The 13,289-nt window shown below is 68.3% G+C and carries 11 protein-coding genes; 7 read left to right on the top strand and 4 right to left on the bottom strand.

What is annotated here, in order from left to right:
* Positions 1-30: 30 nt before the first annotated feature.
* Positions 31-570 carry a cysteine hydrolase family protein gene (locus AT701_RS22530; protein WP_058126632.1) on the bottom strand — a complete coding sequence of 180 codons (540 nt, stop codon included), beginning with the start codon at positions 568-570 and terminating at the stop codon, positions 31-33.
* A gap of 57 nt (positions 571-627) precedes the next feature.
* Here AT701_RS22530 and AT701_RS22525 point away from each other — a divergent pair, with 57 nt between their 5' ends.
* Positions 628-2,670 carry an NAD(+) synthase gene (locus tag AT701_RS22525; protein ID WP_058126631.1) on the top strand — a complete coding sequence of 681 codons (2,043 nt, stop codon included), beginning with the start codon at positions 628-630 and terminating at the stop codon, positions 2,668-2,670.
* Positions 2,671-2,677: 7 nt separating this feature from the next.
* Here AT701_RS22525 and AT701_RS34900 read toward each other — a convergent pair whose 3' ends face one another.
* Both AT701_RS34900 and AT701_RS22515 read right to left on the bottom strand, forming a co-directional pair.
* Entirely contained in the window at positions 2,678-3,940 is a 1,263-nt protein-coding gene (locus AT701_RS34900; RefSeq protein WP_157892576.1) for an acyl-CoA dehydrogenase family protein, read from the bottom strand.
* Positions 3,937-5,166, bottom strand: a complete 1,230-nt coding sequence (locus tag AT701_RS22515; protein WP_058126630.1) for an acyl-CoA dehydrogenase family protein — start codon at positions 5,164-5,166, stop codon at positions 3,937-3,939. The genes AT701_RS34900 and AT701_RS22515 overlap by 4 nt, the downstream gene beginning before the upstream one ends.
* A 154-nt stretch (positions 5,167-5,320) precedes the next feature.
* Between AT701_RS22515 and AT701_RS22510 the strand changes: the two genes are divergently transcribed.
* The 5 genes from AT701_RS22510 (at position 5,321) to AT701_RS22490 (ending at position 11,009) form a co-directional block, all read left to right on the top strand.
* The gene (locus tag AT701_RS22510; protein ID WP_058126629.1) at positions 5,321-6,658 is read left to right on the top strand and encodes an LLM class flavin-dependent oxidoreductase; all 1,338 of its coding nucleotides are present in this window, start codon (positions 5,321-5,323) and stop codon (positions 6,656-6,658) included.
* Positions 6,659-6,771: 113 nt separating this feature from the next.
* Positions 6,772-8,328, top strand: coding sequence for a rhodanese-like domain-containing protein (locus AT701_RS22505; RefSeq protein WP_011729947.1), 1,557 nt, complete (start codon positions 6,772-6,774; stop codon positions 8,326-8,328).
* Positions 8,325-9,215 carry an ABC transporter permease gene (locus tag AT701_RS22500; RefSeq protein ID WP_011729946.1) on the top strand — a complete coding sequence of 297 codons (891 nt, stop codon included), beginning with the start codon at positions 8,325-8,327 and terminating at the stop codon, positions 9,213-9,215. The genes AT701_RS22505 and AT701_RS22500 overlap by 4 nt, the downstream gene beginning before the upstream one ends.
* Positions 9,202-9,951, top strand: a complete 750-nt coding sequence (locus AT701_RS22495) for an ABC transporter ATP-binding protein (RefSeq protein WP_058126628.1) — start codon at positions 9,202-9,204, stop codon at positions 9,949-9,951. The genes AT701_RS22500 and AT701_RS22495 overlap by 14 nt, the downstream gene beginning before the upstream one ends.
* A gap of 5 nt (positions 9,952-9,956) precedes the next feature.
* Positions 9,957-11,009: an ABC transporter substrate-binding protein gene (locus AT701_RS22490; RefSeq protein ID WP_011729944.1), complete on the top strand. Its 1,053-nt coding sequence runs from the start codon at positions 9,957-9,959 to the stop codon at positions 11,007-11,009.
* A 4-nt stretch (positions 11,010-11,013) separates the two neighbouring features.
* Here the strand turns inward: AT701_RS22490 and AT701_RS22485 are convergent, their stop codons facing one another.
* On the bottom strand, positions 11,014-11,874 hold the full coding sequence (locus AT701_RS22485) for a ribokinase (RefSeq protein ID WP_011729943.1): 861 nt from the start codon (positions 11,872-11,874) through the stop codon (positions 11,014-11,016).
* Positions 11,875-11,989: 115 nt separating this feature from the next.
* Here AT701_RS22485 and AT701_RS22480 point away from each other — a divergent pair, with 115 nt between their 5' ends.
* Positions 11,990-13,264: a glutamate-5-semialdehyde dehydrogenase gene (locus AT701_RS22480; protein ID WP_011729942.1), complete on the top strand. Its 1,275-nt coding sequence runs from the start codon at positions 11,990-11,992 to the stop codon at positions 13,262-13,264.
* The last annotated feature ends 25 nt before the right edge of the window (positions 13,265-13,289 follow it).

Below are 13,289 nucleotides of genomic sequence, written 5' to 3'. Positions count from 1 at the left end.
GAGGATAGGCGCTCCGAAGTCACCCGCGCGTCAGCGCAGGCACTCCACGGCGGGGATCACATCAGCGCTCATGTTCCTGCGCATCATCTCCAAAGCGGCGTTGCCCAGCTCGGCGTCGATGTGGGCCACCGCGTCCGAGGGCACCACGAGTTCGAAGTGGCGTACGTAGGCGTCGAGCGCGCTGTAGAGGATGCACTGCTCGGTGACCTGACCGGCCAGGATCACGCGTTTGGTGCCCAACCGGCCCAGCAGGTAGTCCAGCGCGGTGGCGTAGAAGACGCTGTGGCGCACCTTCGTGAGCAGGCGACAACCGTCGTAGGGCAGGATCGGCCGCACCAGGTCCGGACGCTTGCCGTCCAGGGCGTCGGCGACGATGTCGCTGAACTGCGCGGTGAAGTCGCCGTAGTTGTCGTTGACGTAGATCAGGTCGACATCTTCGCGGTCACGGGCCTCTCCGATCAGCTTGACCAGCGGATCGATGATCTTTTCGACGTTGGGGGCGAGGAGTTCGGCGTCCTCGTGCTCATAGGTGTTGAGCATGTCGACGATGACGACGGCGGTATCGCTCATGAACTTGTTGATACCCCGTCACCCGATCTTGACACTTCGCGGGCAACAATAGGTGTGATGGACTTCTTCAGCGCCTACCGGCATGGTTTCGCGCGGCTCGCCGCCTGCACCCACCACACGTCGCTGGCCGACCCACCCGCCAACGCCGAATCGGTGTTGCGGATGGCGCAGGCCTGCCATGACGACGGCGTCGCCGTCGCGGTGTTCCCCGAGCTGACACTGTCGGGGTATTCGATCGAGGACATCCTGCTGCAGGACACGCTGCTGGAGTCGGTCGAGGAGGCGCTCACCGAACTCGTCGCGGCGTCGTCGGTGCTCACCCCGGTGATCGTGGTCGGTGCGCCGCTGCGGCACCGCCACCGCATCTACAACACCGCCGTGGTGATCCACCGGGGTGCGGTGCTCGGCGTCGTGCCGAAGTCGTATCTGCCGACCTACCGCGAGTTCTACGAGCGCAGGCAGATGGCTGCCGGTGACGAGGCTCGCGGCACCATCCGGGTGGCCGGCGCCGAGGTGCCGTTCGGACCCGATCTGCTGTTCGAGGCATCGGACGTGCCCGGCCTGGTGCTGCACGTCGAGATCTGCGAGGACATGTTCGTCCCGGTGCCGCCCAGTGCGCAGGCCGCGCTGGCCGGGGCCACGGTGCTGGCGAACCTGTCGGGCAGCCCCATCACCGTGGGTCGCGCCGAGGACCGCAGCCTGCTGGCCCGCTCGGCATCGGCGCGCTGCCTGGCCGCCTACGTCTACGCCGCCGCGGGCGAGGGGGAGTCGACGACGGATCTCGCGTGGGACGGCCAGACCATGATCTGGGAGAACGGCAACCTGCTCGCCGAAAGTGAGCGGTTCCCGCGCGGTGAGCGCCGCGCGGTTGCCGACGTCGATCTGGAGCTGATCCGTTCCGAACGCCTGCGGATGGGCACGTTCGACGACAATGCCCGCCACCACGGCGCCGCTGTGGACGCGTTCCGCCGCATCGAATTCCAGCTCGACCCGCCCACCGGTGACATCGGGCTGCTGCGCGAGGTCGAGCGATTCCCGTTCGTGCCGTCGAATTACGAGCGGCTGCAACAGGATTGCTACGAGGCGTACAACATCCAGGTGTCCGGCCTGGAACAGCGCCTGCGTGCGCTGAAATACCCGAAGATCGTGCTCGGCGTGTCCGGCGGCCTGGATTCGACGCACGCGTTGATCGTGGCGGCACGCGCCATGGACCGCGAAAACCGCCCGCGCAGCGACATCCTGGCGTTCACGCTGCCCGGGTTCGCCACGGGCGACCGCACCAAGAACAACGCCATCCGGTTGAGCAAGGCCCTCGGCGTGACGTTCGAAGAGATCGACATCAAGCAGACCGCGCAGTTGATGCTCACGGAGATGGACCACCCGTTCGGCCGCGGCGAGAAGGTCTACGACGTCACGTTCGAGAACGTCCAGGCGGGCCTGCGCACCGACTATCTGTTCCGGCTGGCCAACCAGCGCGGCGGCATCGTGCTGGGCACCGGCGACCTGTCCGAGATCGCCCTCGGGTGGTCGACATACGGTGTCGGCGACCAGATGTCGCACTACAACGTCAACGGCGGCGTACCCAAAACCCTGATCCAGCACCTGATCCGCTGGGTGATCTCCTCGGGTGAGTTCGACGACGAGGTCAACGAGGTGCTGCAGTCGGTGCTCGACACCGAGATCACCCCGGAGCTGGTGCCCACAGGCGAGGACGAGGAGATCCAGAGCAGCGAGGCCAAGGTCGGCCCGTATGCGCTGCAGGATTTCTCGTTGTTCCAGGTGCTGCGCTTCGGGTTCCGGCCGTCGAAGGTCGCGTTCCTCGCCTGGCACGCCTGGCACGATGTCAACGCAGGCGACTGGCCGCCCGGGTTTCCCGAGGACGAGCGACCGTCCTACTCGCTCAAGGACATTCGACACTGGCTGCAGGTGTTCGCGCAGCGGTTCTACTCGTTCTCGCAGTTCAAGCGCTCCGCGATGCCCAACGGCCCCAAGGTGTCCCACGGCGGTGCGCTGTCGCCGCGCGGCGACTGGCGGGCACCGTCGGACATGTCGGCGCGCATCTGGCTCGACGAGATCGAACGCGAGATCCCCGAGGGCTGACGCGATCTCAGAAGAAGCTCCCGGTCGGCGGTGTCGCCCCGTTGAGCAGATGGTCGCCGAGGTAGCGCAACTTGTAGCTGTCGGGGTTGTGTGAGGCGAGGGTTCTCGCGTTGCGCCAGTGCCGGTCGAGGTTGAGGCCTGTGCGAACCGAGGTGGCGCCGCCGGTCTCGAACAGCAGCCAGCCTGTGCGTGCCGCGAGTTCGTCGACGCTGATCTTGGCGCGCGCGGCGTCCAGTGACGCCTGCAGCAGGGCCTCGTCGCGAGCGGGACCTTCGGTGTCCCGCGCCCGTTCGAGCGACTGAGCCGCGGAGGCGACGATGGCGTCGGCGGCGTGGCTGTTGACCGAGATCTGTCCGACGATCGACTGTACGGCGGGCTCGTGTCGGGGTTCGTCACTGCTGCCGTGGTAGTAGTTGCGCCGTCGTCCCCGCACCAGTTCCACGGCGTCGGCGGTGATGGTCCGGAGGATGCCCGCCACCACCGTGGTCAGGTACAGCTGCGGGAAGGTCGCTGTGTAGGACCCTTTTTCGTGCGCGAACTCGTCGTCGGGCACGACCTCGTGGGGATGGACCGTCACATCGCGGAACCGGGTCGACCCGCTGCCGGTGAGGCGTTGGCCGATGCCGTCCCAGTCGTCGGTGAGATCGACCCCGGCGCGGGTGGCCGGAACCGCCGCGGTCACCGGCGTGCCGTCGGGGTACACGGCCTTGACGATCAGCACGTCGCAGAAGATGTTGCCGGTGCTGTAGAACTTGTCGCCGTTGAGCACGTAGGTTCCGCTGCCGTCGCCGTGCGGTGCCAGCGTGGTGGAGAAGTCGGTGTCGCCGGCCTTGCTGGTGTGCAGTTCACCGAACGACCCGCCGATCAGGTCGCCATCGGCGACACGGGCGAGATAGGCGCGCCGCGGACTGTCCGGCGCACTGCGCAACGCCTGCTCGACGAACCAGAAATGGTTGCGAAGGGCATGCGCGACACTGGGATCGGCGTCGGCGAGTTCTGCGGCGAAGGCGAACAATCGCGCGAGCGGTATGCCGCGGCCGCCGAGTTCGGTGGGCAGGCGCAGGGCGGGGACGCCCGCCTGCTGCAGGCGGCGCACGTCGCCCGCCGGTGACTCCCGTGTGGCGTCGCGGTGGGCGGCCTGGCGTGCCAGGTCGGCCAGGATGTGGGTGACACCGAATTCGGTGGCCACGGGCCAGCGCCGGGCCGGATCGAAACCCTCGTCCGCCGAGATGCGGATCAGACGTGTGGTGGTGTACGGCGGTGCGCTCATGGCTGCTCGAGTTCCTCGGCCGGGGTGAACGGGTGTGCGATGCTCCACGCGTCGGCGACGTCACCGGTGAGCAGACGCCGTCCGATCGAGTACGGCTTCCAGCGGACCGCGTCGTGGACGGTGTGCGTGCGGGCATCGCGCCAGAACCGATCGAGTCGCAGCTCGGTGCGCGTCGAGCTGGCGCCGCCGATGTCGATGAGTGCCGCGGTCACTGTCAACGCGGCCTCGGTCGAGATCTTCTTGGCCGCGGCCACGCGGTAGAACGCGTCGAGCACCTTTGCGAGCGGATCGGTGTCGGTCAGGGCGTCGAGGGCCTGCGCGGCCTGCGTGACGATCGCCCGCGCGCCCTCGACCGTGATCCACAGCTCGCCGAGCCGGCTGACGCCGAGGACGTCGTCGACGAATTCGACTGCGCCGCTGCCACGTCCACCGTGTACCTGGTGTGCCAGGCGCACCGCCGCGGAGAACGCACCCTGCGCGATGCCGGTGTCGATCGCGCAGTGCAGCAACTGGGACTGCGCCGACGCGCGGTAGCGCGGATGCGGATCGCTGCCGAACCGCAAGACGTCGATCTCGTCGACCTCGACGCCGTCGAACACCGCGGTGCCCGACGCCGTGGTTCGCTGACCGAATCCGGACCAGTCGTCGACGATCGTGACGCCGTGGGCGTACCGGTCCACCAGCGCCGTCACGAGTTCACCCGATTCGTCGCGGGCCTGCACCGCGATGATGTCTCCGAGCAGTGCGCCTGTGGCGTACACCTTGCGCCCGGTGAGGCAGTATGTCTTGCCGTTGCGGCGCAGCGTGGTCGTGTTCTCACCCGGCGGGCGCTCCCGCGGTTCGGCGGTGGCGTTGCCGAGCACAGCACCTTCGGCCACGCGGCCGAAGACGCGGGCGCGCAGATCGCCCGAACCGGCCAGCGCGATGCGTTCGAGGGTGTTGAAGTGGTTCTGCGGGAGCTGGCCCAGGCTGCCATCGGCGGCGGCCACCGTGATGACCGCCGACATGAGCGTCTGATATCCGAACCCCAGACCGCCGTACTCGCGGGGAACGGTCAGCCGCCAGAATCCGACATCACGCAGCGCATCGTATTCGGCAGTGGGATATCGCCGTTCGGCGTCACGCTCGGCGGCCGATCCCGCGATGACAGCCGCGGTGCCGGCCAGGTCGTCCAGGAACTGTTCGGCGGACAGGTCGGTGCGCAGCTCGGGCGCGGGCACGATCATGGCCGAGAGGTTAGGGGAATGGCCGATGCTATCCGACCCTTTATCTCGCAGTGCACAAAACAGTTTCGTGCAGTGCGAGTTCAACTGTTGGCGGCGCACAGGTGTGCTCGTAGCGTCGGGATGTCCGAGGAATGCCCGACGAATCGAATGGCCCGTGACCACACAACCCGCCCGTCAATTGCACCTGAACGCCAACATCACCGATGCGGGCAAGCATCCGAGTGCCTGGCGTCATCAGCGCGATCCGCTGGCCTTTCTGACCCCCGACTACTTCGTCGAGATCGGCCAGATCGCCGAGCGCGCCACGTTCGACGCGGTCTTCCTGTCGGACTGGCCCGCGCTCGCCGACAACCCGCCCACCAAGCCGTGGCAGTCGCTGGATCCGACCGTGGTGCTCGCGACAGTCGCGCAGGCCACCAGCCGCATCGGCCTGATCGGCACGGCGTCAACCACTTTCAACGCACCGTACGAGTTGGCCCGGCGGTTCGCGTCGCTGGACCACCTGAGCCGCGGACGGGTCGCTTGGAACATCGTCACCACCATGCACCCGCAGGCGGCGGCCAACTTCGGCGTCGAGGGCATACCCGGCCACGACGAGCGTTACGCGCAGGCCGACGAGTTCGTCGACGTCGTCACCAAACTTTGGGACTCGTGGCCGGCCGACGGGCTGCGACCGGACGCCGCCACGGGTGTCTTCAGCGGGCCCGAACCGATTCCCGGCGTCGACCACGTCGGCGCCCACTACCGCGTGGGTGGGCCCCTCAACGTGCCCCGCACACCGCAGGGCAGGCCGGTGCTGGTGCAGGCCGGGTCCTCCGAGCAGGGCAAGAATCTCGCGGCCCGGTGGGCCGACGTGGTGTTCACGGTGCAGACGGTGTTCTCCGAGGCGCAGCAGTTCTACGCCGACATGGCCGCCAGGGCCCGTGGTCACGGCAGGCCTGCAGGCTCGGTGCTGGTGCTGCCCGGACTGTTCCCCGTGGTCGGATCCACCGAGGCCGAGGCGCTGAGCAGACTGCGCGAGTTCAACGAGCAACTCGACTACGGGCGCGAACTGCGCCGTCTGGCGCACCAACTCGGGGTGGCGGTCGACGATCTGCACCTCGACAAGCCGCTGGATCCGAGGTGTCTCGGCGACACCCGATCGGTGCAGACCTCGCACGGATTCCTCAACACCACCGTCAGTTTCGCGCTGCGGTCGGGCCTGACCATCCGTGAACTCATCGACCGCAACGGCGGCGCGCACCGCATGGTGGTCGGCACCCCCGAACAGATCGCCGACGACATGGCCCAGTGGCTCAACGGATATGCCGCCGATGGGTTCAACCTGAACTTCGACGTCTATCCGGACGGCCTGCAGCGCTTCGCCGAACACGTGGTGCCCGAGCTCCGGCGTCGCGGGTTGTTCCGCCACGAGTACGAGTCCACGACGCTGCGTGGCCACCTCGGCTTACCCGAGCACACCCCAACCGCACCTGCGTTGAGCGCGGGGTGACTGCTTCGAATCCCGATGAGGACAACCATCGCGCACGCCACCGGCGACCGGCATGGTGGCCCGCACTTGGCTAGAGAACAAAACAGCCGACAACACATCAGTGAGGAACGTCCATGGCGCAACGCATCACAGCTGCGGAGCTGCTCGATACCCTGCAGAACTCCGCTCGTCAGATTGCCCTGCTCGACCTGCGCAGCCCCCTGGAGCGCAGCAACGGCCACATCGCGGTCAGCGCGGGGTTGCCCTGGCACGACGTTGAGCAGCACATCGCCGACCTGGTGCCGCTCACCTCGACACCCATCGTGCTCGCGAGCCGCCCCGAACTCGACGAGCGCGGCGCCGAGTTGCTCGAACGCCTCGGATACCGAGACGTGTCGGTGCTCGCCGACGGCCTCGACGGCTGGAAGAGCGCAGGCGGGCGCGTCTACACCGGCACCAATGTGCGCAGTAAGACCCTCGGTGAATGGATCGAGCACACCTACGGCACCCCGACCGTCGACGGCGAGACCGTCGACGCGTGGCGCGCGGCAGGTGAGGACGTCGTGTTCCTCGACAGCCGCACACCTGCCGAGTACCGCCATCACCACATCCCCGGCGGTCACAACACCGGTGGTGGCGCCGAGATCGCATACCGCGCAGCGCAGGTGATCGACAACGCGAAAACCAAGGTGGTGATCAACTGCCAGGGCCGCACCCGCGGCATCGTCGGCGCGCAGTCGCTGATCAACACGGGCATCGCCAACCCGGTGTTCTCGCTGCACAACGGGACCCCGGCGTGGCAGCGGTCGGGCCGCCCGCTGGAATACGGTGCGGGCTCCGAACTGCCCGCCCCTGCGACCGTGTCGCCGGAACTCACCGACTGGGCGCGGCGCACGCTTGCCGAGGCGGGCGCCGTCGTCATTGACATCGGGCAGGCACAGCGGTATCTCGACGACACCACCTCGGTGACGTACCTGCTCGACGTCCGGTCACCCGGCGAGTACGCCGAAGGTCACTTCACCGCAGCGGTTTCCGCGCCGGGTGGTCAGCTCGTGCAGGCCACCGACGACTATGTGGCGGTGCACAGGGGTCGCGTGGTGCTCGCCGACACAGCCGACTTCGTGCGTGCCGCCAACACCGTGCAGTGGCTGCGCTACCTGCATGACGGACCGCTGACGGTGGTCGCGGTGAACCCGGACGGTACCGGCGGGGACCTGAAGCGGTCCAACCGGTTGTCGATCGCCGCACCCGAGGTGCCCACTGTCACCGCGGCAGAGCTCGCGACGCTGGACTCCGCACAATTGGTCGACGTGCGCTCGTCGTCGCAGTACGCGGCCGGGCACCTTCGGGGTTCGGTGCACGCGCGACGCGAACACCTCGCCGACATCGTCGCGGCGGCCGACGGCGCGACCGTCGTCCTGATCGGCGATGCCGATTTCGCCGCCGAACACCTCGTCGCGGGTCTCGACGGCGACGTCCGGGTGCTCGCCGGCGGGATCGAGGCGGTGGCCGATCAGCTCACCGACGCCGACCCCCGCCACGCGGGCGAGATCGCCGACCGTACCGGCCCGCCGGACTTCGGCCCCGAACGCGACGCCTGGTACGAGGCGTACTTCGCGTGGGAACTCGCACTGCTCAAGGAAACCGAGGGTGACCCGTTCTTCGACTTCGAGGCGGTGGGCGGCAAATGACCGACACCGTTACCGTGGTCCGTGCCGGACCACCCGAGACCGACGACACCACCACGCCTGATTCCCCGACGGTCGTCGAACGCGACTTTCGCCCGAGCGCATCCGAATCCCGCCGGGGCAGAACCCGCAGGCTCAGCGTCGGGATCCGCTTTGTCGTGCCGGTCCTGCTGCTGGTGGCCTGGCAGGTGGCCGCCGCATGGGAGCTGGTGAGCCCGAGCGTGTTGCCGGGCCCACTGACCATCCTGCAGAGCTACCGCGAGCTGTGGCAGATCGGTGATCTGCAAGCGGCGCTGCCCATCTCGCTGCAGCGTGCCGGGCTCGGCCTGCTGATCGGCGGCATCACCGGGCTGGTGCTCGGCGTCGCCGCGGGCCTGTGGGCCGTCGCCGAGCGCATCTACGACGCGCCGCTGCAGATGCTGCGCACCATCCCGTTCATCGCGATGGTCCCGCTGTTCGTGGTGTGGTTCGGGATCGGCGAGGAATCCAAGGTGGCGCTGATCGTCGGCGCGTCGATCTTCCCGGTGTACCTGAACACCTACCACGGCATCCGCGCCATCGACCGCAAGCTGCTGGAGGTCGGGCAGACGTTCGCGCTGAGCCGGCGGGAGACCATCCGGCTCGTGGTGGTTCCGTTGGCGATGCCGTCGATCCTCGTCGGATGGCGGTACGCGGCAGGCACCGCGCTGCTGGCGCTGGTGGCCGCCGAGCAGATCAACACCACCTCAGGCATCGGCTACATCCTCAACACCGCCAACCAGTTCCAGCGCACCGACATCATCATCGCGGGCATCCTGGTCTACGCCGCGCTCGGCATCCTCGTCGACGTGATCATGCGTCTGATCGAACGCGCCGCACTGCCGTGGAGGGCCACCCATGACGGTCACTGATGCCCCCTCGCAGACGGTCATCGAGTTGAACGGATTGTCAAAGCAATTCGGCAACCAGGTCATCCTCGACGATTTCGCGCTGACGGTCCGCAAGGGCGAGTTCGTGGCACTGCTGGGCCGGTCCGGCACCGGCAAGACCACACTGCTGCGGATCCTGGCCGGACTGGAGGACGCGACATCGGGGCACCTGCGCATCACACCCCGCTCCTCGGTGGTGTTCCAGGAGCCGCGCCTGATTCAGGCGCAACGGGTGTGGAAGAACGTGGTGCTGAGCACATCCCGCTCCGACGAGGTGTACCGCCGGGCCCTCGACGCGCTGACCGAGGTCGGACTTGCCGACAAGGCCAAGGCCTGGCCCAAGAGCCTCTCCGGTGGCGAGGCGCAGCGCGTCGGCCTGGCGCGGGCGCTGTTCCGCTCACCCGAACTGCTCCTGCTCGACGAACCGTTCGGCGCCCTCGACGCCTTCACCCGCAGGACCGCACAGGATCTCGTCACCACGCTGTGGCAGGAGCACCAGGTCGGCGTGCTGCTGGTCACCCACGACATCGAAGAGGCCGTGCTGCTCGCCGACCGCATCGTGGTGCTCGGCCACGGAACCATCCAGGCCGACATCCCGGTGCATCTCGACCGGCCCCGTGACGTCACGTCCGCCGAGTTCAACGACATCAAACGCGCGGTGCTCAACAGCCTCGCCATACCCTCCCCAGAAGCCCAGCAGGACAGCGCAGGACAGTGAAAAACATGCGGACCGACACCCGAACCCTTCTCAAACGCACCCTCGCCGCCGCGGCGGCCCTCGTGACGGGTGCCGCCGTGCTCACCGGATGCTCATCCGGCAGTGACGATGGCAGGACCAAACTGGTGATCGCCTACCAGGACAACGGAATCCCGTCGCTGATCAAGCAATCCGGGGTACTCGACGGCACGCCGTACGATGTCGAATGGGCGATCCTGGCCGGTCCGGCGGCCAATCTGTCGGCCTTGTACGGCAAGACCATCGACGTCGGCCACATGGGCGACACGTCGCTGACCATCGAACAGGCCAACGCCCCCACCGAGTGGACCGAACAGACCGTGCCGCTCAAGATCATCGCGGGCTGGCGCAACAACTTCGACCCGCGCTACCCACCGCTGGTCACCGCGGTACGCACCAGTGCGAACATCGACAGCCCGGCGGATCTGCGCGGGCACTCGTGGGGCTACAACTTCGGAGGGTACAACCACGGCCAGTACCTGGCGTCGCTCGCGATCGCGGGGCTGAGCGAATCCGACGTCGAACCGGTCAAGTTCAACGACGGCAACGCCTCGGCCGCGGCATTCAACTCGGGTCAGGTCGACGTGTTCTCGGGCAGCCACGGCGCGATCCTGGAGTCGCTGAGCAGAGGGGACGCCAAGATCCTGCTGACCGACCGCGACACCGAGATTCCGGCGCTCAACGTGTGGACCGCACGCACCGACGTGCTGGCCGACCCCGCCAAGGACGAGGCGCTGCAGGACTTCTTCGGGCGGCTGTCCGGGTTCTGGGACTGGTACAAGGCCAATCCCGACGAGGTCACGCAGACGCTGAAGTCGACGCTCAAGCTCACCGATGAGCGGGCCGCATTCGAATACCAGGTCCGCGGTGAGGGTTTCCGCAAACTCGACAGCGAACTCGTCGCAGAGGAGCAGGGCGTCGCCGACACACTGTTCGACGCGGGCGTGGTCAAGAAACACGTCGACGTCGCCATCGAGTACGACCCCCGCTACAACGACGCGCAGAAGGCGACGGGTCCACTCACCGCCGCGGCCAGGTAGACGTTCACGGCGTCAGCACGGCATCGATGTCGGCCGCGGACGGTGCGCAGTCCCCGGCGCCGCGCACCAGCGTCGCCAATGCCCCCGCGGCGCAGGCACGTTGCAGTGCATGCTCGTGACCGGCCGGCCATCCGGCGGCCAGCACGCCCGCGAACACGTCGCCGGCACCGGTGGTGTCCACGGCCCGCACCCGCAGTGCGGGCACGTCGAACCGCTCGTCGTCGGACACGTAGCTCGCACCGCGCGCGCCCCGCGTGATCACCAGGTGCCGCACCGGCCAGTGCCATTCGGCGGCCTCGGTCTCGTTGACCACGACCACGTCGGTCAGGTGCGACAGCGCCAGCAGGTGATGGGCTGCGGTGCCGACCGGCGAGGCGTTGAGCATGACGAGCGCCCCGGCATCGCGGGCCTGCTGCGCGGCCGCGATGGCCGTGGTGGGGGAGATCTCCAGTTGCAGCAGCACCACGTCGGCCGAACCGATCGCCGCGCGGGCCGCAGGCGCGTCGACGTCGAGCAGCGCGTTGGCGCCGGGCGCGACGACGATGTGGTTCTCGCCTGCCGCGTCGACCACGATCGCCGCCGAACCGCTCGGTCCAGCGAGGCTCACCACAGCGTCCTCGTCGACGCCGTTGGCCCGTAGGTGCGCGCGAAGCGATTCCGCGGCGGCGTCGTCACCGACCGCGGCGACCAGCGACGTGGCCGCCCCCGCGCGGGCCGCGGCCACCGCCTGATTGCCGCCCTTGCCGCCGGGTGCCGACGCGAGTGACGACGCCAGCACGGTCTGACCCGGGCGTGGCAGGTTCGCAACGGTGAACGTGAGGTCGGCGTTGATGCTCCCGACGACGCAAACCCGCGCAGCGCCCATAACCGATCACGCTAGACCAGAGCGCACCGCCTTGCCCTGGTTCCGGGCCCGGCGGGTCGCTGACACCTGTCAGCCTCCATGGGAACGGTGCCAACAGGTCGGATACGCTGGCTGAATGAGCGTGGAAGCGCAGTCGAGATCCGGTGCCGTCGATACTCAGGAACCGGCCGACCTTCGTGAACAGGTCCACAGCGCCGCACGGCGCGCCCGGGTGGCCGCCAGGACGCTGGCGACCCTGAGCGCCGAGGCGAAGAACCGTGCACTGCACGCCGCGGCCGACAGTGTGCTGGCAAACGTCGACGCGGTGCTTGCGGCGAACGCCGCCGATGTCGATGCCGCACGTCAGGGCGGCACACCCGAGGCGATGATCGACCGTCTGGCCCTCAATCCGCAACGTGTCGACGGGATCGCCGCGGGGTTGCGCCAGGTCGCGGCCCTGCCGGATCCGGTGGGCGAGGTGCTGCGCGGCAAGACCCTGCCCAACGGTCTGCAGTTGCGTCAGCAGCGGGTGCCGCTCGGTGTGGTGGGCATGGTCTACGAGGGCAGGCCCAACGTCACCGTGGACGCCTTCGGGCTGACGCTGAAATCCGGCAATGCCGCGCTGCTGCGCGGGAGTTCGTCGGCGGCCCGGTCGAATCAGGCGCTCGTGGACGCCCTGCGGTCCGCGCTGGCCGAGGAGGGGCTGCCGCTCGACGCCGTGCAACTGCTGCCCAGCCAGGACCGTGCGAGCGTCACGCATCTGATCCAGGCCCGCGGGCTGGTCGACGTGGTGATCCCGCGCGGCGGCGCGGGTCTGATCGACGCGGTCGTCCGCGACGCGCAGGTTCCCACCATCGAGACCGGCGTCGGCAATTGCCATGTCTACGTTCACTCCTCGGCCGACATCGACATGGCCGAGAAGATCCTGCTGAACGCCAAGACCCGCAGGCCCAGCGTGTGCAACGCCGCCGAGACACTGCTGGTGGACCGCGCGCTCACCGACACCGCGCTCCCGCGGCTGGTCAAGGCCCTGCAGGACGCCGGTGTCACGGTGCACGCCGATCCCACCGAGGACGAACTGCGCGCGGAGTTCCTGTCGATGGACATCGCGCTCGCGGTGGTCGATGGCCTCGACGCGGCGATCGACCACATCAACACCTACGGCACGGGCCACACCGAGGCCATCGTGACCACGGATCTCGCTGCGGCACAACGCTTCACCGAGCGTGTGGACGCCGCCGCGGTGATGGTGAACGCGTCGACCTCGTTCACCGACGGGGAACAGTTCGGTTTCGGCGCGGAAATCGGCATCTCCACCCAGAAGCTGCACGCCCGTGGGCCGATGGGACTGCCCGAACTGACCTCGACCAAATGGATCGTGTGGGGCGACGGTCAGATCAGACCCGCCTGAGGCCGGCCGCAAGAGCCGCCCGAGA

The sequence above is a fragment of the Mycolicibacterium smegmatis genome (assembly GCF_001457595.1).
Classification (GTDB): Bacteria; Actinomycetota; Actinomycetes; order Mycobacteriales; family Mycobacteriaceae; genus Mycobacterium; species Mycobacterium smegmatis.
This window is presented reverse-complemented; position numbering and strand designations above follow the sequence as displayed.